At 64.5% G+C, this 21,020-nt stretch carries 14 protein-coding genes; 5 read left to right on the plus strand and 9 right to left on the minus strand.

Annotated elements, in window-relative coordinates:
• Window positions 1-1,320 precede the first annotated feature (1,320 nt).
• Window positions 1,321-2,559, plus strand: coding sequence for an efflux RND transporter periplasmic adaptor subunit (locus ACQR1X_RS15745; RefSeq protein WP_410051987.1), 1,239 nt, complete (start codon window positions 1,321-1,323; stop codon window positions 2,557-2,559).
• A 42-nt stretch (window positions 2,560-2,601) separates the two neighbouring features.
• Window positions 2,602-5,724, plus strand: a complete 3,123-nt coding sequence (locus ACQR1X_RS15750) for an efflux RND transporter permease subunit (RefSeq protein ID WP_434899184.1) — start codon at window positions 2,602-2,604, stop codon at window positions 5,722-5,724.
• On the opposite strand, the gene ACQR1X_RS15755 is transcribed toward ACQR1X_RS15750, so the two are convergent.
• The 7 genes from ACQR1X_RS15755 to ACQR1X_RS15785 form a co-directional block, all read right to left on the minus strand.
• The gene (locus ACQR1X_RS15755) at window positions 5,721-6,422 is read right to left on the minus strand and encodes a branched-chain amino acid ABC transporter ATP-binding protein (RefSeq protein WP_434899185.1); all 702 of its coding nucleotides are present in this window, start codon (window positions 6,420-6,422) and stop codon (window positions 5,721-5,723) included. The two genes, ACQR1X_RS15750 and ACQR1X_RS15755, sit on opposite strands and share 4 nt — an antisense overlap.
• Window positions 6,419-8,182, minus strand: coding sequence for a branched-chain amino acid ABC transporter ATP-binding protein/permease (locus tag ACQR1X_RS15760; protein ID WP_434892329.1), 1,764 nt, complete (start codon window positions 8,180-8,182; stop codon window positions 6,419-6,421). The genes ACQR1X_RS15755 and ACQR1X_RS15760 overlap by 4 nt, the downstream gene beginning before the upstream one ends.
• Window positions 8,183-8,225: 43 nt before the next feature.
• Window positions 8,226-9,062, minus strand: a complete 837-nt coding sequence (locus ACQR1X_RS15765) for a branched-chain amino acid ABC transporter permease (RefSeq protein WP_315801235.1) — start codon at window positions 9,060-9,062, stop codon at window positions 8,226-8,228.
• 62 nt (window positions 9,063-9,124) lie between these two features.
• Window positions 9,125-10,288: a substrate-binding protein gene (locus ACQR1X_RS15770; RefSeq protein WP_316215918.1), complete on the minus strand. Its 1,164-nt coding sequence runs from the start codon at window positions 10,286-10,288 to the stop codon at window positions 9,125-9,127.
• Window positions 10,289-10,334: 46 nt separating this feature from the next.
• Window positions 10,335-11,210: a nitrilase family protein gene (locus ACQR1X_RS15775; RefSeq protein ID WP_315801233.1), complete on the minus strand. Its 876-nt coding sequence runs from the start codon at window positions 11,208-11,210 to the stop codon at window positions 10,335-10,337.
• A 240-nt stretch (window positions 11,211-11,450) separates the two neighbouring features.
• A complete protein-coding gene (locus tag ACQR1X_RS15780) occupies window positions 11,451-12,074 on the minus strand; it encodes an ANTAR domain-containing response regulator (RefSeq protein WP_315801232.1) in 624 nt (207 codons plus the stop codon).
• Between the two features lie 14 nt (window positions 12,075-12,088).
• Window positions 12,089-13,264 carry a transporter substrate-binding domain-containing protein gene (locus ACQR1X_RS15785; RefSeq protein ID WP_315801231.1) on the minus strand — a complete coding sequence of 392 codons (1,176 nt, stop codon included), beginning with the start codon at window positions 13,262-13,264 and terminating at the stop codon, window positions 12,089-12,091.
• 1,007 nt (window positions 13,265-14,271) lie between these two features.
• Here ACQR1X_RS15785 and ACQR1X_RS15790 point away from each other — a divergent pair.
• From ACQR1X_RS15790 to ACQR1X_RS15800, 3 genes are all read left to right on the plus strand, one after another.
• The gene (locus ACQR1X_RS15790) at window positions 14,272-14,838 is read left to right on the plus strand and encodes a DUF6998 domain-containing protein (protein ID WP_434892330.1); all 567 of its coding nucleotides are present in this window, start codon (window positions 14,272-14,274) and stop codon (window positions 14,836-14,838) included.
• Between the two features lie 446 nt (window positions 14,839-15,284).
• Window positions 15,285-16,367: an AI-2E family transporter gene (locus ACQR1X_RS15795; protein WP_316238789.1), complete on the plus strand. Its 1,083-nt coding sequence runs from the start codon at window positions 15,285-15,287 to the stop codon at window positions 16,365-16,367.
• 625 nt (window positions 16,368-16,992) lie between these two features.
• Window positions 16,993-18,021, plus strand: coding sequence for a fatty acid desaturase (locus tag ACQR1X_RS15800; RefSeq protein ID WP_434899273.1), 1,029 nt, complete (start codon window positions 16,993-16,995; stop codon window positions 18,019-18,021).
• Between the two features lie 105 nt (window positions 18,022-18,126).
• Here the strand turns inward: ACQR1X_RS15800 and ACQR1X_RS15805 are convergent, their stop codons facing one another.
• Window positions 18,127-18,648 (minus strand): hypothetical protein, encoded by a 522-nt coding sequence (locus ACQR1X_RS15805; RefSeq protein ID WP_434892332.1) that lies wholly within the window; start codon window positions 18,646-18,648, stop codon window positions 18,127-18,129.
• Between the two features lie 286 nt (window positions 18,649-18,934).
• Complete coding sequence (gene ilvD / locus ACQR1X_RS15810) at window positions 18,935-20,776, minus strand: dihydroxy-acid dehydratase (protein WP_316183065.1); 1,842 nt, start codon at window positions 20,774-20,776, stop codon at window positions 18,935-18,937.
• Between the last annotated feature and the right edge of the window lie 244 nt (window positions 20,777-21,020).

Genomic DNA, 21,020 nt, shown 5'->3' on the forward strand with positions numbered 1-21,020 from the left:
GCGTGAAGAACGGCGTCTGGCGCCTATTGCGCTTGATCGTCGAGGCCCTCGTCGACGCCGTCATCCCCAAACCCGACTTGCAAACGTTGCGGGCCGCTGCGCGGAACATTCAACGCCATCTCCAAGAGCCGCCAAGAAAACGAGAATACCAAGCGTTAATTTGGTAAGTTAGCGCCAATGGGGGTCTGTCTCCACGGTCGTTGCTTTCGGAGAGATACCCCTCACCCAATCGCGTTTGTGGACAGGTCGGAGATGCCCTCTCACACAAGGGGAGAGGGCGCTGTATCTCACAGCGCATCCAGGACCTAACTTAAGCTGATAACGGCGCTGCGCGACCTGCCCACCGGCAGAGGTCGCATCATTGGAATTCAGAAATCCGGAAAACTTCGCTCCACTCCAAAATTCCTCTTTCATTTTTTCAGAAATCATGCTCTATTCCGCGCATCCCGCTCCATGAAGAAGGGGCGTAGCGCGCGATCGTCACGACACGCGGGGCGGGGAGCGATGGCTGTGTTCATGCCGCAGCGTAGCTTGGCTACGCGGACGAACGGCGTGGCACGGACGGGAAGGCGTGTGGTCCTGGCGCCCCGACGCTGGCGCTAAGTCCGCGGGTGATGATCCCGCCGACGACGGTGGCTATCAAGCCGGACACCGGGGAGAGCGCGCTATAACCGTGAAAACCATCGCGCAGGGAAGGCCGGGCGTTCTCGGCTGCACCTGTGGTACCTGCCGCCTGCATTCTTTTCGCAGGCGGGCCGCAGGCGCCAGCCGGCGCCTGGCCTTCCCTGCGCCCTCTTCACGAGAGGGTGAAGCGATCGGCAAGAAAATCAGCAAGACTCGGACGCATCTGCGCCGCGAGACTGCGTCTTCATGTGCGCGTCCCAGTCACCTGATCGAGGCTGCCATCGATGATCGCATGGCCGTCAGCCATCGCAGGGCCATGGAAACCATGACTCGATTTTCGCGAACACGCACGACGTTGCGATCTCGCCCGAGCCGGAGCACAAAAGGTGAGGCCGGAGTAGAGGCGTACCCGCGGAGGTTGGCTCATCGACCGGCGACACCGTCCCGGCGATCCGCGGCGCCGTCGATGCGTCCATGGTGCGCCGCGGTGCAACCGCGATTGCCCGGAACGAGCTGAATGCAAGCTGAACGGCTGTCGTTGAACTTTCAAATTTTTAAAGCAAAACAGGGACGAGTTGGGCGATTTTTAGGTTGTTTAAAGCTCCAGTTCCGCACTATTAGCGCCACGATGAGACCGCCAGAGCCGGAATCGTCGACAGATAAAGCGAGCCTATCTGACCAGCCATGGCGTCTGACATGAACCCATCCCCGCAGATGCTCAGCACCAAGCGGCTGCTGATCGGCCTGGCTGCCCTGGCGGTGGCCGGCGCGGGCGGCTATGGCTATACGCAATTCCAGTCGGGATCGGCTGCGAAAGACAATATCGAGCTCTCCAGCCAGTCCAAGCGCAACGGCACCACTTTCACGCCATCGGCGGCGGAATGGGCGACGCTGACGATCGAGCCGGTCTGCGACAAGATTTTCCGTGCCGAGCACGTCACCGAGGGCAAGGTTGCCGTCGACGAGGACCGCTCGACGCCGGTGTTCTCGCCCTATGCCGGCCGCGTCACCAAGCTGTTGGCCCGCCCGGGCGACAACGTCAAGCAGGGCCAGCCGCTGTTCGTGATCGAGGCCGCCGACACGGTGCAGGCCCAGAACGATTTCATTGCGGCCATCACCTCGATGAACAAGGCGAAGTCCGCGCTCGATCTCGCCGACATCCAGTACAAGCGCGCCAAGGACCTGTTTGAAGGCAGGGCCATCCCGCTGAAGGATTTCCAGCAGGCGGAGGCGACCTCCGTTCAGGCCCAGAATGACATGCGGTCGTCACAAACGGCGCTGGAGGCCGCCCGCAACAAGCTGCGCATCCTCGGCTTCACGGATGCCGCGATCACCGATTTCCAGAGCAAGGGCGTGATCGACCGCGAGATCACGATCTATTCGCCGATCGCCGGCACGGTCGTGCAGCGCAAGGTCGGCCCCGGACAATACGTCAACTCCGGCGCGAGCGACCCGGTGTTCGTGATCGGCGATCTCTCCACCGTCTGGCTGACCGCGTTCGTCCGTGAGAGCGATGCGGCGCTGGTGAACATCGGCGAGGAAATCCTCGTCAACGTGCTGGCGCTGCCCGGCCGGCCGCTCAAGGCCAGCATCAACTACGTCGCCGCTTCGATCGACCCGGCGAGCCGTCGGCTGCTCGTCCGGGCGACCATCGACAACAAGGACGGCCTGCTGAAGCCGGAGATGTTCGCCAATGTGACGATCTATTCGCCAGGCGAGCAACCCGCCGTCGCGGTGCCCCGACAGGCGCTGATCTACGAAGGCAACCAGGTTCGCGTCTGGGTCGCCCGTCCCGACAAGTCGATCGAGCTGCGCAAGATCAAGACCGGTCTGATCAATGGCGATCAGGTCGCCGTCGAAAGCAATCTGAGCGCAGGCGAGCAGATCGTCACCAAGGGCAGCCTGTTCATCGATCGCGCAGCCTCGGGCAGCTGAGATGCGCGCCTCCCGCCTGCCTTCCTGAAAGTGCCGATCTGAATGGACCGCCTCGTCGCCATCGCCGTCCAGCGGCGCTTCCTGATGGTCGGAATGTTCGTCGCCGTCCTGATCGGCGGCCTGATCGCGTTCCGCCAGCTCAACATCGAAGCCTATCCCGATCCGACCCCGCCGATGGTTGACATCGTGACGCAGAGCCCGGGTCTCTCGGCCGAGGAGATCGAGCGCTACATCACGATCCCGATCGAAACCCAGGTTGCGGGCATCAAGAACCTGCGCACGATCAGAACGATCTCGTTGTACGGCCTGTCCGACGTCAAGCTGCAGTTTTCGTTCGACTACACCTACGACGAAGCTTTGCAGCAGGTGCTGAACCGGCTGTCGCAGCTGTCACCACTGCCGGGCAACGTCACGCCGCAGATCTCGCCCTTGAGCGCGGTCGGCGAAATCTATCGCTACCGGCTGCGTGGTCCGCCCGGCTACAGCGTGCTCGACCTCAAGACCTTGCAGGACTGGGTGCTGCAGCGGCGCTTCCGCGCCGTGCCTGGCGTCATCGACGTCACCGGCTGGGGCGGCAAGACCAAGACCTATGAGATCCAGGTCGATTTCAACAAGCTGGTCGCCAACGGTCTGACCCTGCCGCAGCTCTTGCAGGCGGTCGGCAACTCCAACATCAATGTCGGCGGCAACACGGTCGAGATCGGCACGCAGTCGGCGGTCGTGCGCGGCGTCGGCCTGATCCGCTCGATGGACGACCTTGCCAATACCATGGTGTCGCAGAGCGGCGGCAATCCGGTGCTGGTGAAGGACGTCGCCAACGTCACGGTGGCGGAGAAGCCGCGGCTCGGCATCGCCGGCCTCAACAACAACGACGATATCGTCCAGGGCATCGTGCTGATGCGGCGCGGCGAGCAGAGTTCGCCGACGATCGCGCGGGTCGAGCAACTGGTCGACCAGATCAACAACTCGACGATCCTGCCGCCGGGCGTGCGCATCGAGCGCATCTACGACCGCAAGGACCTGATCGACACCACGACCCACACCGTGCTGCACAACATGGTGGTCGGCATCGGTCTGATCGTGCTGTTGCAGTGGATCTTCCTCGGCAATCTGCGCAGCGCGCTGATCGTCGGCGCCACGATTCCGTTCGCGCTGTTCTTCGCCGTCATCATCCTGGTGCTGCGCGGCGAGTCGGCGAACCTGCTGTCGGTCGGCGCGATCGATTTCGGCCTGATCGTCGATGCCACCGTCATCATGGTCGAGGCGATCTTCCGCCGGCTGACGCAGACCACGCCATTGTCCGAGGCCGAGGAGAGTCACATCTCGCCAGAGACGATGATGGGCATGAAGAGCCACGCGATCCTGTCGGCGGCCGCCGACGTGTCGCGCTCGATCTTCTTTGCCGCCGCGATCATCATCGCCGCGTTCCTGCCGCTGTTCACCCTGAGCGGCGTCGAGGGCAACATCTTCGGGCCGATGGCGCGCACCTATGCCTATGCGCTCGCCGGCGGTCTGCTTGCGACCTTCACCGTGACGCCGGCGCTGAGCGCGATCATCCTGCCCGCACATGTCGAGGAGACCGAGACCCGGCTGATGCGGCTGCTGCACGCGATCTATTCGCCGGTGCTGCGCTGGGCGGTCGGCAACCGCAATCTGGTGATGATCGGCGCGATCGGTCTCGTGCTGCTGACCGTGGTGGTCGGCCGGCTGCTCGGGCTCGAATTCCTGCCCAAGCTGGAGGAGGGCAATCTCTGGATCCGTGCGACCCTGCCGCCGACGATTTCGCTGCAGGAGGGCAACGCCTACGTCAACGAGATGCGCAAGATCATCCGCGCGCGGCCCGAGGTCGATGCGGTGGTCTCGCAGCACGGCCGTCCCGACGACGGCACCGATGCCGCGGGCTTCTTCAATGCCGAGTTCTTCGCGCCGCTGAAGCCGGTGAAGGACTGGCCCGGCACCAAGGACAAGGATCAGCTTACCGCGGAGTTGCTGAAGCAGCTCGACGACCGCTTCCCCGGCGTCGAGTTCAATTTCTCGCAATATCTGCAGGACAACGTCTCCGAAGCCGTCTCCGGCGTGAAAGGCGAGAACTCGATCAAGCTCTATGGCAATGATCTGCAGGCGCTGACGGATACCGCCAACAAGATCAAGCAGGTGCTGTCGACGGTGCAGGGCATCACCGATCTCGCGGTGTTCACCTCGCTCGGACAGCCGACCGTGCAGATCGACATCGACCGCGCCAAGGCGGCGCGCTACGGGCTCGCGCCTGGCGACATCAACGCCACCATCAAGGTCGCGATCGGCGGCGACACCGCGGGCGATCTCTACGAGCCCGGCTCCGACCGGCATTTCCCGATCATCGTTCGTCTGGCGCCGGAATATCGCAAGAGCGCGGAGGCGATCGAGAATCTGCGCATCGGTGCGCAGGGGCCGAACGGCATTACGCAAATTCCGCTGAGCGAGGTCGCCACCATCAAGCTGGTGTCGGGCGCGGCCTATATCTATCGCGAGCAGCAGGAGCGCTATCTGCCGATCAAGTTCTCGGTGCGCGAGCGCGACCTCGGCAGCGCGATCCAGGAGGCGCAGCAGAAGGTCGCCGAGCAGGTGCAGTTGCCGCCCGGCTCGCATGTCGAGTGGGTCGGCGAGTTCGGCAATCTGCAGGATGCGATCAAGCGGCTGTCGATCGTGGTGCCGATCAGCCTCGCGCTGATCGGCGTGCTCCTGTGGTTCAATTTCGGCTCGATGGCCGATACCTTGCTCGCCATGAGCGTGATCCCGATGGCGATCTTCGGCGGCGTGGTCGGCCTCGTCTTGACCGGAATCCCGTTCAGCGTCTCGGCGGCGATCGGCTTCATCGCCTTGTTCGGCATCGCCGTGATGGACGGCATCATCATCCTGTCGCAGTTCAACCAGCTGATCGACGAGGGTGTCGACCGCATCGAGGCCGTCATCCGCACCGGCGAATTGCAGTTGCGTCCGGTGCTGATGACCTGCGTCGTCGCCGGCATCGGCCTGATGCCGGCCGCGGTGTCGACCGGCATCGGCTCGCAGGTGCAGAAGCCGCTCGCGATCGTCGTGGTCACCGGCATGATGCTGGCCCCGATGGTCATCCTGATCACGCTGCCGGTGCTGATCTCGCTGTTCTCCCGCCGAGGCGTTCGCTAGATCCGCATGTGCTCGTCGATGCGCGCGGCGGAGTCACGGTCGACCGCGGCGGCATCGACGATCTCGCCGCGCTTGAACACGAGGTATCTGTCGCTGATCGAGAGCGCGAACGGCAGATGCTGCTCGACCACGATCATGGAGGTGCCGATCTCGCGCCGGACGCGCACCAGCACCTCGGACAGCCGGTCGACGACGGACGGCTGCAGGCCTTCCGTGACCTCGTCGAGCAGCAGCACGTCGGGCTTCGCCATCAACGCGCGGGCGACGATCAGCATCTTCTGCTCGCCGCCGGACAGCGTGCCGGCCCGTTGGCTCAGCCGCTTGGTCAGCACCGGAAACCAGCCGCCGACCTGCTCGAAACGCGCGGTCATGTCATCGTCCGTGAGCACGCCAAGCCTGAGATTGTCGCGGACCGACAGGTCCTGGAACAGCGCATGCTCCTGCGGCACATAGACCAGCCCCATCTTCCGCTTCAGATGCGGCGCTATCCGCGTCACGTCCTTGCCTGCAAGTCTCACTCGGCCGCGCCAGGCCGGCAGGAAGCCGACGATGGCCTTGAGCAGCGAGGTCTTGCCCATGCCGTTCTTGCCCACGATGGCGAGGGTTTCGGCTTTGCCGAGCGCAAAACCGACATTGCTGATCACCTCCGACGAGCCGTAGCCGCTTGCCAGCTCGTGAACATCCAGAACGCTGCTCATGCGAGGGCCTCCGCATGCGGAACATGCTGTCCGGTGTATATTTCGCGCACCAGCTCGCTGTTCACGACCTCGTCGACCGAGCCGTCGAGCGCGAGGCGCCCCTGGTGCAGCACGATGATGCGCGAGGAGATCTCGCGCACGAAATCGAGATCGTGCTCGACCAGGAGAATGCAGAGCCGGTCGCGGCGGGCGAGGGCGGTGAGGATGTCGGCGAAGCTCTGCCGTTCCGCGCGCGTCAGTCCGGCGGTTGGCTCATCCAGCAGCAGCACGTCGGGCTCGAGCGACAGCACCATCGCGAGCTCGAGTGCCTGCTTGAGCCCGTGGCTCAGATTGCGCGCTTCCTCATCGAGCCGCTCGCTGAGCCCGGAGCGTTCGACGACCGACATGGCTGCAGGCGGCAGCGCCAGCGTCACCGCGCGCGACGTCAGTGCGGGAGGATCAGCATGTGTCCGCGCGACGCGCAGGCATTCTGCGACGGTCAGCGTCTCGAACACCGATGCCGTCTGGAACTTGCGTCCCAGGCCAAACCGAACGACGCGATCCGGCGGCAGCCGTACGATGTCGTGGCCGGCGATCGCGACGTCGCCGGTCGAGCGTTCGCGGCCGTCGGACAGGCAGCGGATCAAGGTGGTCTTGCCAGCCCCGTTGGGACCGACGAGGCTCAGCAATTCGCCGCGATATGCCGTGAACTGCACGCCATCCAGCACTGCGAGACTGCCATAATGCTTGCCGAGCGCGCGAACTTCGATGGCAACGGCGTCCGGATTGCTGACCGCCGTGGCGGCAGCGGCCGGGCGCAGCGTCGTCGCAGTGCGCCGTCCCGAACCGCCGCGCTTGACCAGGCGCATCACAGCGCCAAGCAGGCCGTCCGGGAAGACAAGGATCACGATGATCAGCGCAAGCCCGACGATCAGCTCCCACACATAGGGGAGGCTATTGGCAAGGTAGGCGCTCGCCACCTCGATGCACAGCGCGCCGATCACCGGACCGATCACGGTGCCGCGGCCGCCGAGCGCGACCATGATCACGAGGTTGGTTCCGAAGCTGAAGCTCGCGTTTTCGGGCGCGGCGATACCGCCGAATCCGGCATAAAAGAATCCGGCCAGCGCGGAGACGATCGCGGACAATACCAGCACCGTGATACGCAGCCGCGACGTGTCGATGCCGAGATAGGTGCAGCGTGCGTCGTTGTCGCGCAGCGCCGCCAGCAGACGTCCGGTGTCACTGCGCATCACGACGAGCGCGAGCGTCGCCGTCGCCAGCAATCCGAAACCAGCGAGTCGCAGCCAGGTCTCGATCTCCAGATCGAAGCTTTCGAAGCCGACAAGTCCGCTCGACGAGCCGGTGAATGTGCCGCCGGAATAGAGGATCTGCACCAGCACGATCGGCACCACCAGCGAGATCACGGAGGCGTAGAGCGGCGTCGAGCCAGGGTAGAACGACAGCCAGCCAGTGAAGGCGGCGACAGCGGCCGCCACCACCACGGCTCCGCCGATCGCGGCGCAGATCTGCCAGGGGCCGAAGCCATATTCGGTGAACATGATCGCGAGCGCATAGGCGCCGATGCCGAAGAAGGCGGACTGGCCGAACGTCAGCGTGCCGCAATAGCCCCACATGATGTCGACGGTGATCGCCGCGATGGCGACGAAGCAGGCGCGCACCAGGATGTTCACGAGGTAGGTATCGAGCAGCAGCGGCGCCACGACGATCACGCCGGCGGCGAGCGCGACCAGCAACGCGGGGACGATCAGGAGCGGCATCGCGCGCTTCGTTGGGGACACAGGAGAGGCGAGGGGGCGCGCATCAGGCACGGGCAAAACCCTCCGGGCGGATCCGCAGCACGACGGCGGCGCAGATCGCGATGGTGAGACCGCCGAGGATCGGATTGACGAAGGTCGAAACCAGGACCTGAAGGGTGCCGAGGACCGCGCAGGAGCCGGCCAGCGCCAGCAGCGAGCCGCCGGACACCATGACCAGCATGAACGCACCGATCAGCCAGGGCACGCCCATGTTCGGGTCGACGCTCGACAGCGGCGTGATCAGTGCGCCCGACAGCGCGGCGAGCCCGCTGCCGAGTGCGAAGGTGATCAGCCTGACCCGTGAGGAGTCGACGCCGAGGCCCTGCGCCAGCATCTCGTTCATGATCACGGCCTTGGTCGACAGACCAAGCCGCGTGCCGTTGAGAAGAGCGGTGAACAGCAGGCCGACGATGATGGCCGCGGCGATCATCACCAGCCGGTAGGCCGAATAATCGGCGCCGAACAGATGCACCGTTCCCGAGATCGGCGCTTGCACAAACTGCACCTCGCGGCCGAACATCAGCGTGATGAGCTGCCCGAGCACGATGCCGAGGCCCCAGGTGGCGAGGATCGCATCGAGCGGACGCTTGTAGAGCCGGCGGACGATCACGATCTCCGTCACGCCGCCGCAGACCGCGCCGGCGACGAAGGCGAGCGGCAGGATCAGAAACCACGGCAGGCCCAGTTGCGCGCCGACCAGGGCTGCATAAGCGCCCACGGTCAGGAAGGCGGCATGGGCGAAGTTGATGATCTTCATCACGCCGAACACGATCAGAAGGCCGGCGGCGATGATGAAGAGCATGGCGGCCGTCGTGACGGCATCGAGGGCGACGGTCAGCATGGTCATTCCCGGTCGAGAGGTTGCGGGGCGGACGCGCGTCCGCCCCGCGGGAGCATACGCGATCAGGACTTGCCCGGGCACTGCGCTCCGGGATCGACGTTCGCAAAGCTCTGGATCACCTTGACGCTGCCGTCGGCCTGGACCTGGCCGAGATACATCGTCAGCGGCGCATGGCGCTGCTTGTCCATCTTGATCGTGCCGCGCGGGCCGTCGACCGAGACCTCGGCCAGCGCCTTCAGCACCTTGTCCTGGTCGGTGCTGCCGGCCTTCTCGACCGCCGCCTTGTAGGCGTACACCGCCTCATACTCCGGAACCGACAGATCGTTCGGCGTCTTCAGCTCGGCACCAAACTTCTTGGCCATCGCCGCCAAAAAGGTCTTGTTGGCGGGGGTGTCGATGCCCGTGACGTACGAGGCCGACAGATAGATGCCGGCGGCATCAGCACCCATGCCCTTGGCGGTGCCCTCGTCGACGGCGAGGTTGCCGTAAGGCAGATTCACGCCGGCGGCGCGCAGTTGCTTGGTCAGGGTCACGTTCGGCGCGCCGCCCGCCGTCGAGGTGATCAGCGCGTCAGCCCCGGAAGTCTTGAGCTTGGAGATGATCGAGGTCCAGTCCGAGCCGTCCATCGGCAGATATTCCTCGCCGACCACCTTGCCGCCGGTCTTCTCGATGTAGCTCTTGGTGAAGCCGAGCATGCCGCGGCCGAAGGCGTAGTCGGAGCCGATCAGGAAATAGTTCTTCGCCTTCTTCTCCTTGTTGAAGTAGTCGACGATCGGCGGCACCTGCTGGTCCGGCACCCAGGCGTTGACATACAGATAGGGGCTGCAGGACTTCCCCTCGTAGAACGAGGTGTAGATGTAGGGCGTCTTGCCGCGGGCGACGATCGGCAGGCCGGCGTTGCGGGCCGCGCTGGTCTCCATCGAGATCAGCACGTTGACCTTCTTCTGAAAGATCAGCGCGTCGAATGCCTTCTGGGCGCCGGCCGCGCCCGAGGCGTCATCGGCGACCTCGAGCGCGAGCTTGCGGCCGAGCACGCCGCCCTTGGCGTTGATCTCCTCCACCGCGAGCTCGGCGGATTGCACCACCGACGGTGCAACGACGGAGTTGGCGCCCGACAGGCCGACGGGAACGCCGATCTTGATCGGATCGGCGGCCAGAGCAGGCGAGAGTGCCGTTCCCGCCGCAAGGGCGAGCGCCAGCGAGGTGGTGATCAAACGCGACGTCATCGATTGTCCTCCGTGAATGGTCGAGATGAAAATTGCCGTGGAGCAGTCAGTACCACCCCCGTTTGACCTCGCTGCCGAGCATCTCGTCATAGACATCGGAGCGGCGGTCGCGCAGGACCTGGTTGAAGGCGTTCCAGTTGCGGGCGCGGCGGGCCTCGCCGAGCGAGACGTCGGCGACCACGATCTCCTCCTTGTCCCGGCTCGCGGGACCGGCGACAGGCCAGCCGGTGTAGCTGACGATCAGGCTCTGACCCTCGAACGGCTGGCCGCGCTCGATGCCGACACGGTCGGCGCAGGCGATGAAGATCGAGTTGGAATGTGCGGCGGCCATGGCGAGAATGTTGGCCATCGCCTCGCGGCCCGGCGCCTGGCCGGGGATCGGCACCCAGTTGGTCGGCACGCAGACGATGTCGGCGCCCTGCAGCGCATTGAGACGATAGCTCTCCGGGAACCAGCCGTCGTAGCAGATCGCCATGCCGATGCGGCCGATCTCGGTGTGGTAGACGGGGAAGCCGAGATTGCCGGGCTCGAAATACAGGTTCTCCTCGTTCCACAGGTGCACCTTGCGGAACGTGCCGATATAGCCGTTCGGTCCGATCAGCACGGCGCTGTTGTAGAGCTTGGCGCCGTCGCGCTCGCAGATCCCTGCCACGAGATGCAGGCCGTGCTCGGCGGCGATCTCGCTCCAGGCGGTCACTGCGGGACCGCCTGGAATGGTCTCGGAGGCGGCGAAGGCCTCCTCGCGCGATTTGAATACGTAGCCGGAGGAGGCGAGCTCGGGGAGCACCACGAGCCTGGCGCCTTGCGCCACGGCCTGGTGAATCAGGTCGAGGCTGTGGGCGAGGTTGGTTGCCAACTCGCCGACCATCGGCTGCATCTGGATGCAGGCGATCCGCACTTTGCTGTCGTCATCCGTCGTCAAGGCACGAGTCTCCGTTGCGTTCGCGAGGGTCGCGCGCGCCAAACAAAAAGCCCCCGACTGCGCCTTGCGGCGCAATGCGAGGGCTGCATAGCCTGATGTGAAATGGCCGACCGGCCATTGGCGGACATCCGATGTCCGCGACGTCCTCAAGTAATTCCCATGCTTGATACGAAGTCAACGCCATCGGCTGCAAAAATTTCGGGCCGCGGCTGCCCAGCGCATGAGCGCGGAAACACCCGCTCAGCGCGAGGTCGGCGCATCCAGCACACCCAATCCGCCGAGCGTCTCCTGCGCATTGATGATCGAGATCGCGATATCCGCCATCGCGACGCGCTTCTGCGTCGCCTGCGCGCGGATCAGCTCATAGGCCTCGACCTCGCCGACCTGCTTCAGCCCCATCAGGATCTTCACCGCCTTGTCGACGTCGCGCCGCGCCTTCAAGGTCTCCTCCAGCTTCTGCACCTTGCCCTCGAGCCTGCGCGTGTAGCCGCGCAGCGAGCGCGCGAGCACCAGCGACGACAAGATGCCGAACGAGCGGATCGGCTTGTTGACGACGCCATGCGCGTTGCTGTCGAGCAGCCGCTTCAGGATGGTCGGATTCTCGTAGTCGACGATGGCGATGAAGGTGAGGGGATGCTCGCTGGTGCCTTCCGGAAAGATCATCTCCTCCGAGGTCTCGATCAGCTGGAACACGGTGTCGATGTCGTGCGGGATCGCGGCCGGCGGCGGCCACACGCCGCGCACGTTGCAGCCGATGCGCTTGAGCTGGTCGATCAGCGCATCGCCCTCGGCATCGCGCGGATGGATCACCAGCACGCGCGCGCCGCGCAGCTCCTCGATCAGCCGGCGCACCCCCGGCTTCATGCGGTCATCCGGCCTCATGCTGAGAGCGCCTCTTCGCTCAGCCAGCGGCCACCGATCGGCGAGACTGAAAGATACGGGTCCGGCTTGATCGGGCTTTTACTCTCCCAGACGATGTCGAACTGCCCGTCGGCGCGCACGCGCCCGATGCGCGGCGTGGTCCAGACGTGGTTGTTGTCGGGATCGATCCGCATCGGTCCCTCCGGCGCCTCCAGGCTGAGGCCGAGCGCGGCTTCGACCAGCTTCTGGGTATCGAGGCTGCCCGCCTGCGCCAACGCCAGCGCGAACAGCTTGATCTGCGCATAGGCCGAGGCGCTCCACATGCTGACCGGCTTGTCGGCGCCGAAGGCGGCCGCGAACGCCGCCTTGAAGCGGTCGTTGCTGTCGCGCGCGAGCGTACCGAAATAGCTCGCCGCAGTGAGGTGGCCGGCGCAATATTCGGGACCGATGGCGCGGACCTCGCCCTCGGCCATCGTGAGACTGGCGATAGGCAGCCGCTTCGGGTCGAAGCCGGCCTGCGCATACATCCGATAGAAGCGCTGTGCGGTGCGGCCGACGATGGTCGAGAACACGACGTCGGGCGCGGCATCCCTGATGGCATCGAGGCCGCGCGAGAGCTCGGCATCGGTCGCCTCCATCGCCACATATTGCTCGCCGACGACGCGGCCCGCATAGGACTCGACGAGGTCGCGCATGATGCGGTTGGATTCGCGCGGATAGATGTAGTCCGAGCCGATCAGGTAGACCCGCGGGCCATGCTTGCGCACGATGTATTCGGCAAGCTGGAACGCGTTCTGGTTCGGCGCCGGCCCGGTGTAGATCACGTTCGGCGAATATTCAAAACCCTCGTAGAGCGAGGGATACCACAGCAGGCCGTTACGACGCTCGATCGCCGGCAGCACCGCCTTGCGCTCGGCCGAGGTCGAGCAGCCGAAGATGACGGAGGCGCCGTCCTCGGTCAGCAGCCGATCGGCGAGCTTGCGGAACGTCTCTGGCTGCGAGCCCGGATCATAGGCGATGACCTCGATCTCGCGGCCGAGCACGCCGCCATCCCGGTTGATCTCCTGGATCGCCAGCGCGGTGCCGAAGAAATGCTCGGACTCCGTGACCTCCATCAGGCCGCTGCGCGAGAACAGCACGCCGACGCGCCAGACATCCTTGTCGGATGATTTTGCGGTCGGTCTCGTCGTCATCATCATGCCTCCAGGTCGACGGGCCGGTCGCGCCGGCTCGGAAGCGCTGTTTATTGCGACTCATCGCGCGGTTGGCAACCGGGGCGGAGGCCGCAGACGAGGATCCGGATCAGGACGAGCCGCAGCATCGCCGCGACGCCCAGTGCGTCCGGGTCATGCGATAGGCGGGCCCTCGTGACATGATGAGGGCGCAGGGAATGCCGGGCGCTGGCCGCACCCATGGCCCGCCTGCAGAAAAAAAGCAGGCGGCAGTCACCACAGGTCAGCCGAGACATCCCGGCATTCCCTGCGCGGAGGTTTTAACGCTTATACGCGCTCTCCTCGGTGCACCGGGCTTGTTGGCCACCGTACGCGACGACGCGCTTCTCGCACGCCGCCGCGGGGACACCAGCTTCGGGGTGTCAGGACCACGCGACTTCACGTCCGCAAGTGCATCGTTCGTCCGCACATGATGCGCGCCGATGCCCTCACGTCCACCGCATTGCCGGCCCAACGTATCGTGACGACGCGTACGTCCCTCATCCGGACCGGAACGCGGGCAGCATACGCCTGATTTGCTGATTTTCGGAAGCGATTTATTTTTCGCAAATGCTCTTGAAATCGGCTTAGTCGCTGAGCTTATGGGCGAAATCCGCGCTTCGGCCTACGATCTGGCCGCCCAGCATTTGTCATTTCGGGGCAACCGCGCTGGCGGCTGACCCAGAAATCCACAACCACGAACTGCGGCCGTCGGGCGAGGTCGTCCCAAATTCGTTTTCGATGAACCGATTTGCCAGGGCGCGCTAACTTTCCTATTATCTAATTTTATCGAGTGTTGAGCGTCGCCTAGGTGCGAGCCGGAAGGTGCGAACTCACCATGGACGAGACACGGCCGACATTAAGTCAGGTTCAAATCATTCAATCGCTTGCGGAGGCGCTATCGTGGTTTGAGAAGGAATTGAACTGGGGCGTGGCTCCTGGGGGAGCTGAATCATCTGACTGGAAGGATTGGCGAACTCTATGCCGCGATGATCAACCGCGGACAGATGGCTCTTGATACTAATCAGCGCGGCTACGATGTCGTTTCCGCACTCAATGAGCGTATTTCTGTCAAGACAGTCACCACATCAAATCATGTGTCATTTAATTCGACCACGTTTGATCAGGTTGACCGGATCATCATTTTGCGAGTGAACGTGGATGAAGAAAACGGCATTTCTGTTGAGGAGATTCTTGACGAAGCAGCCGATCTCGCCAGGTCAAGAATGCGCCCCACCGGATCAAGGTTGATTTACGCAATTCCGCAGTCATCCAACCGCCAACGGAGGCCGGTTGAGGAATTGCGGATAACTGCCCGCGCGCACTACTCGGATTTCGAAATTGTCAGATATGAGAGCGGCGCTATCGGTATTTTGCGAGACGGAGTTGCCCAGCCTATCGTTGTTAAGGAGTTCCTTAAGCCCATAGCCGCGGACGTCGGAGTCGAAATAGTCAATGCTCGCGGGGGAAGTAAGAACACTCGGGCTCTGGGAGCCGATGTAATCCGTGCCCTGAATGCCCGAGCAGGCTCTGGAACAAAGTTGAATGAGGCTTGATCGAGCAATGTTTACAGCGCGTCAGTTGGCCGAGGCTGGATCAGCTCGCAACTTTCTAACGAAATTGAATTTAGGTTTGCTCTCATTCCGGGGTAGCCGGGCCAGCGGCTGAGCCCGGAGTCAATATTCATGAACAGCAGTCGCAGGGCGAGGTAAGGGGCACACACAGTTCGCTTCCTCTCGATCGGTCGTGGCTATCGATTCCGGCCTCACGCTGTGCGCGCCCGACCGTGACGAGGCAGCAGGCGTCCCTGACACCGCGCGTGATATGGACTGCGACGCGATGATGGATGTCATGCAACGTGCCGCATCGATCTCGCGACCAGCTTGGAGCCCGAATGGCGCGTTCGCGCGTTGACCCCTGTTGGATTCGGCGATAGCCGACTCGCGATGCTCGAAAGACCACGGCACGCGTCCAGATGTCGCGGCCAGACTGGAAAGTTGACATGCGCAGCTTCGAAGACCGAGTTCTGTTGTTCCTGCTCGTGGTGATCACGCTGATGCTCGGCTGGATCCTGCTGCCATTCTACCCCGCCGTGCTGTGGGGAGTCGTGGGAGCCATCGTGTTTTCTCCCCTCCACCGCCGATTGTCGCGGTCGATGCACGGCAGAGATGGGCTTGCCGCAGCCGTCGCCGTACTGCTGGTCGTCCTGATCGTCATTCTGCCGCTGTCGCTGATCGGGGCGGCGCTGGCGCAGCAGGCCTCCGGTGTCTACGGCCAGGCGCAGTCGGGCCAGTTGGACCTCGGGCAGTATTTCCAGAAGATGCTGGAGGCGCTTCCGACATGGGTGGTCGATCTCCTCAACCGTTTTGGACTTGGCAGCCTGGCCGGACTGAAGGACAGGCTGTCGGCCGGCCTGCTGAAAGGCAGCCAGATGATTGCGGGCCAGGCGCTGAACATCGGCCAAGGGACCTTCGAGTTCTTCGTCAATCTGTTCCTCATGCTGTATCTGCTGTTCTTCCTGCTTCGCGACCAGGAGGCGTTGTCGGCGCGTATCGCCAACGCCATTCCGCTGCGCGCGGAGCAGCGGCACGCGCTGCTGGGCAAGTTCACGGTCGTCATTCGCGCGACGGTGAAGGGCAATCTGGTCGTGGCGCTGGCGCAGGGCGCTCTGGGCGGTCTGATCTTCTGGTTCCTCGGCATCACCGCGCCGCTGCTATGGGCCGTCGTGATGGCGTTTCTGTCGCTGCTTCCGGCTGTCGGAGCAGGGCTGGTGTGGTTTCCGGTCGCGCTCTATCTGCTGGCCACCGGATCGGTCTGGCATGGCGTGATACTGATCGCCTATGGCGCCCTGGTGATCGGGCTTGTCGACAATCTGCTGCGTCCCCTCCTGGTCGGCCAGGACACCAAGATGCCCGACTATGTCGTGCTGATCTCGACCCTCGGCGGGATCGAGGCGTTCGGTCTGAACGGCTTCATCATCGGGCCGGTCATCGCCGCAATGTTCATCGCGATCTGGAACATGTTCTCCGACGCGCGCGGCGATGGGGCGTTCGTGCACGACACCACGCAGGGTACTGGACGATGAGGCACGTCACGATGGGCCGATGACCGCCACCGTGAGGATGACTCGAATTCTGCTCCCGTCATTCCCGGGCAGAAGCGCCAGGGACCGGCCCGGATTCATGACCACCAAAAGGCCGTCATTGGCGGGATCATCGCTGCGCTCGTCTCATCTCGTGCAGTGGTGGCTACGAAGCCCGGGCCCACCCCGCAATAACCCGGAGAAAACAGCGCAGCGCCATATCGGCGCGGCAAACAAGAGGGAATTAACGGATCGTAATCCGCCATCTCCTAGCAATGCGGAGTCCGGCGGGTTACGTTGTACGATCTGTCCTGCGCGCCCTTGACCTCTCTCCTGCGGGCATGTCTCAGACTGCTCTTCCAGACCGGCTCATCGTCGGGCGCACGATGAATCATTTGGCTTCGACCCCCGGTTGAATCCGCGAAAGCTCTGGTTTCGAACACCTGCGGCGGTCCGCAGGGGTCCATTTGGCCGCGGTCGCGCCATGCGCGATCGCCAAGAACACAAGGTGGAGACGACATTGCAGTTCGATCAGCCAGTCGCGATGGCGACTGTGCCGCCCAAGGACCGCGCCACGCTGCGCGCCGGCGACGACGAGGGCCGCGCGGCGGCCGACGCAAGGTACTGGATGCAGATTCTCAGCAGCTATCGCACGCCAAACCGCCTGCGCAGCGTGACCGAGCTGGTGATCACGGCCGTGCCGCTGGTGGCGCTGTGGACGGCCGCCTGGTTCGCGTTCTCGCTCGGCCATGCCTGGGCGTCGTTGCTCATCGCGATTCCTGCCGGCGCCTTTCTGGTGCGTCTGTTCATGATCCAGCACGATTGCGGCCACGGCACCTTCTTCGCCGGGCGTCAGGCGAACGACTGGGTCGGCCGCATCCTGGGCGTGCTGACCCTGACGCCTTACGACTGGTGGCGGCGCACGCATGCGATCCACCACGCCAGCAGCGGCAACCTCGACAGGCGCGGCATCGGCGATATCGATACGTTGACCGTGCGGGAATATCAGGCGCGGTCGAGCTGGGCGCGGCTGCGCTACCGGCTTTACCGCCATCCCCTGGTCATGTTCGTGGCCGGTCCCGCTTACCTGTTCTTCCTGCAGCACCGTCTTCCGTTCGGTCTCATGCGGGCTGGCTGGTCGCCCTGGGTCAGCACGATGGCCACCAATCTCGGCATCGCCCTGGTGGTCGCCGGGCTGATGTGGCTGATCGGCATCCAGGCGTTCCTGGTCGTGCATCTCCCGATCATGCTGCTCGCCGCCATGGCCGGGGTGTGGCTGTTCTACGTCCAGCATCAGTTCGAGCACACCGTCTGGGAGCGGGGCGAGCGCTGGACGCAGCAGCAGGCTGCGCTCTACGGCAGCTCACATTACGACCTGCCGGCATGGCTGCACTGGCTCACCGCCAACATCGGCATCCACCACGTCCACCATCTCTCGAGCCGAATTCCCTATTACCGGCTGCCGGTGGTGCTGCGCGATCATCCCGAACTGCGCGAGATCGGCCGCATCACGCTGCCCGAGAGCCTGCGCTGCGTCCGACTGGTGCTGTGGGACGAACAGCAGCGCCGGCTGGTGTCGTTCCGCGACGCCGGAGCGGGAGCCGGAGCATTGGAGCTTCGGACAAGGACACCGAAGCTCACTGGGTCACAGCCATAGTACGTAGATTAGGCAGGGGCGCGCGAGCGACCTGCCCACATACAAGTTCTGAGCCGGCGGGTTGAGCCGTCAGATGGAAACCCAGGCGCGCCGACCGCGCGCGTCTCAGGCCGCGCCGCTTTGTTTGGCCGGTGCCTGTCGTTGGGCCGGTGCCTGTCGTTGGGCCGCCGACCAGGATGCGTGGAACCAGCCGCCGAGCCCCCAGGGGTGAGTCCGTTCCAACCAGATGAACGGTCCCATCGGCGTTTCAAACTTGCCGGGCTGGGGCCCGACCACACCCCGACCATGCAGCAACTCGCCCTGCCAGCCTTCGTTCTTGGAGCCTTCCGCGCCGACATGAAGCCGGTAGGCCCAGGGCTCGGTGTCCATGATGACGTTGCCCTGCGCCGTCTTCATCCAGGCAATGGTGTCGGCGTGGATCGCACCAAAGGGATGGAAAGGACGGTCCTCGGGGACGCCGACGAACACGCCGACGCCGGTCTTGACCGTCGCGCCGGCGGCGATCGTCACAGGCTCGCCCTTCTGATCGTACAGCACGCCGTGCCAGTTCTGCGATTTCGTGCCCGGCGCAGTGACGATGATCTGGTAGGCGAGGCGCGGCTCGTCGAGGAGTGGCTGTTGTGACATGATCGTCTCCCATCCATGCGGGCCGGACGTGACGGCCGGGACGCGTGCGGCCCTATGCTGACACAGTATCGGCACGGCGCTAGATCGGGCGTTGACCTGAATCAACCATCACGAGTTGAATGCAATTTCAGATTGAGTAAAAGGCTGGTGCGGAGTGTCAGTGGACGCGCCGTGCCCACCGCCCGTCGGTCGTAGTAATCGGCCTCATAGTAGGACGGCAGGCACGCATCTGCCTTCACTCTGCCGAGCGAAGGCAGATGCTTTCTCCGTCCTGCGGGCTAGAGGCTCAATCCCTCACCACGCGCACGGCGCCCTTCGCGGCGCTTGAGGCGAACGCGGCGTAGGCCTTCAGCGCGGTCGAGACCTTGCGGGCGCGCTTGGCCGGCTTCCAGGCCTGGTCCCCCCGGGCCTCCATCGCGGCGCGGCGCCGGGCGAGCTCCTCATCCGACACTGCGAGATGGATGGTGCGGTTGGGGATGTCGATCTCGATGCGGTCGCCGTCCTGCACCAGGCCGATCAGGCCGCCCTCGGCGGCTTCCGGCGAGACATGGCCGATCGACAGCCCCGAGGTGCCGCCGGAGAAGCGGCCATCGGTGATCAGTGCACAGGCCTTGCCGAGGCCTTTCGACTTCAGATAGCTGGTCGGATACAGCATCTCCTGCATGCCGGGGCCGCCGCGCGGGCCCTCATAGATGATGACGACGATGTCGCCGGCCTTGATCTTGTTGGTGAGGATCGCTTCGACCGCTGCGTCCTGGCTCTCCATCACGCGCGCAGGACCCGAGAACTTCAGGATCGAGGCATCGACGCCCGCGGTCTTCACGATGCAGCCGTCGCGCGCGATGTTGCCGGTCAGCACGGCCAAGCCGCCATCCTTGGAATAGGCATGCGCGAGGTCGCGGATGCAGCCCTTCTCGCGGTCGAGATCGAGCTCCTGGTAGCGGCGGTCCTGGCTGAACGCGACCTGCGTCGGCACGCCGCCGGGGGCGGCCATGTAGAAGTTCTTGACGCTCTCGCTCGCCGTGCTGCGGATGTCCCAGCGCTCCAGCGCTGATGCCAGCGAGGCCGAATGGACGCTCGGCAATTCGGTGTGCAGCAGGCCGGCGCGGGCGAGCTCGCCGAGGATGCCCATCACGCCGCCGGCGCGGTGCACGTCCTCCATGTGCACGTCGGCCACGGCGGGCGCGACCTTGCACAGGCAGGGGACCTTGCGCGACAGGCGATCGATGTCGGTCATCGTGAACGGAATCTCGCCCTCATGCGCGGCGGCGAGCAGATGCAGCACGGTGTTGGTCGAGCCGCCCATCGCGATGTCCATGCTCATCGCGTTCTCGAACGCCTTGAAGTTGGCGATCGAGCGCGGGAGCACCGACGCATCGTCCTGCTCGTAATAGCGGCGGGCGAGATCGACGATCAGGTGACCGGCCTCGACGAACAGGCCGCGGCGGTCGGCATGCGTCGCCAGCACCGAGCCGTTGCCGGGCAGCGACAGGCCGAGCGCCTCGGTCAGGCAGTTCATGGAGTTGGCCGTGAACATGCCGGAGCAGGAGCCGCAGGTCGGGCAGGCCGAGCGCTCCATCACCTCGACGTCGGCGTCCGAGACCTTGTCGTCGGCGGCCACGATCATCGCATCGATCAGATCGACCTTGCGCAGCTTGCCCTCGATGTTGACCTTGCCGGCCTCCATCGGGCCGCCCGAGACGAACACCGCGGGGATGTTGAGGCGCATCGCGGCCATCAGCATGCCGGGCGTGATCTTGTCGCAGTTGGAGATGCAGACCATGGCGTCGGCGCAATGCGCGTTGACCATGTATTCGGTGCTGTCGGCGATCAGCTCGCGCGACGGCAGGCTGTAGAGCATGCCGTCATGGCCCATCGCGATGCCGTCATCGACCGCGATCGTGTTGAACTCCTTGGCGACGCCGCCGGCCTTCTCGATCTCGCGGGCGACCAGCTGGCCGAGGTCCTTGAGGTGGACATGGCCCGGCACGAACTGGGTGAAGGAGTTGACGACGGCGATGATCGGCTTGCCGAAATCCTCGTTGGTCATGCCGGTGGCGCGCCACAGGCCGCGGGCGCCGGCCATGTTGCGGCCATGGGTGGAGGTGCGGGAGCGATAGGCGGGCATGACGGGTTTCCTCAGGCGTTCCTCGAAAGGCAATGTTGGTCCGCGGGCCGGCAGGCCGGGCCGGACAGACGGCAATGATGCGGCGAGGCATACAGCGAAGTGCTTGATGATTCGACCCTAAATTTCGCCGTTCCGGGATGCTCCGCGGGCAGGGCCGGCGCGCGGCTGTCCACAGCCGCAGGTCCCCGTTCGGCGCAGTCACGACTTTGTGGCTACGCGGGGAACAGGAAGGGCGCTTAGATTT

This window comes from Bradyrhizobium sp. HKCCYLRH3073, from assembly GCF_051167995.1.
Taxonomy (GTDB): Bacteria; Pseudomonadota; Alphaproteobacteria; order Rhizobiales; family Xanthobacteraceae; genus Bradyrhizobium.

Coding starts and splice junctions, on each gene's coding strand:
- ACQR1X_RS15760 (WP_434892329.1), bottom strand. CDS start 8,182: ATGCCGCTCCTGATCGTCCCCGCGTTGCTGGTCGCGCTCGCCGCCGGC.
- ACQR1X_RS15780 (WP_315801232.1), bottom strand. CDS start 12,074: ATGAAGCCGGGGGTGCGCCGGCTGATCGAGGAGCTGCGCGGCGCGCGC.
- ACQR1X_RS15785 (WP_315801231.1), bottom strand. CDS start 13,264: ATGACGACGAGACCGACCGCAAAATCATCCGACAAGGATGTCTGGCGC.
- ACQR1X_RS15765 (WP_315801235.1), bottom strand. CDS start 9,062: ATGCTGACCGTCGCCCTCGATGCCGTCACGACGGCCGCCATGCTCTTC.
- ACQR1X_RS15770 (WP_316215918.1), bottom strand. CDS start 10,288: ATGACGTCGCGTTTGATCACCACCTCGCTGGCGCTCGCCCTTGCGGCG.
- ACQR1X_RS15755 (WP_434899185.1), bottom strand. CDS start 6,422: ATGAGCAGCGTTCTGGATGTTCACGAGCTGGCAAGCGGCTACGGCTCG.
- ACQR1X_RS15795 (WP_316238789.1), top strand. CDS start 15,285: ATGCGCAGCTTCGAAGACCGAGTTCTGTTGTTCCTGCTCGTGGTGATC.
- ACQR1X_RS15745 (WP_410051987.1), top strand. CDS start 1,321: ATGAACCCATCCCCGCAGATGCTCAGCACCAAGCGGCTGCTGATCGGC.
- ACQR1X_RS15790 (WP_434892330.1), top strand. CDS start 14,272: ATGATCAACCGCGGACAGATGGCTCTTGATACTAATCAGCGCGGCTAC.
- ilvD (WP_316183065.1), bottom strand. CDS start 20,776: ATGCCCGCCTATCGCTCCCGCACCTCCACCCATGGCCGCAACATGGCC.
- ACQR1X_RS15805 (WP_434892332.1), bottom strand. CDS start 18,648: ATGTCACAACAGCCACTCCTCGACGAGCCGCGCCTCGCCTACCAGATC.
- ACQR1X_RS15750 (WP_434899184.1), top strand. CDS start 2,602: ATGGACCGCCTCGTCGCCATCGCCGTCCAGCGGCGCTTCCTGATGGTC.
- ACQR1X_RS15800 (WP_434899273.1), top strand. CDS start 16,993: ATGCAGATTCTCAGCAGCTATCGCACGCCAAACCGCCTGCGCAGCGTG.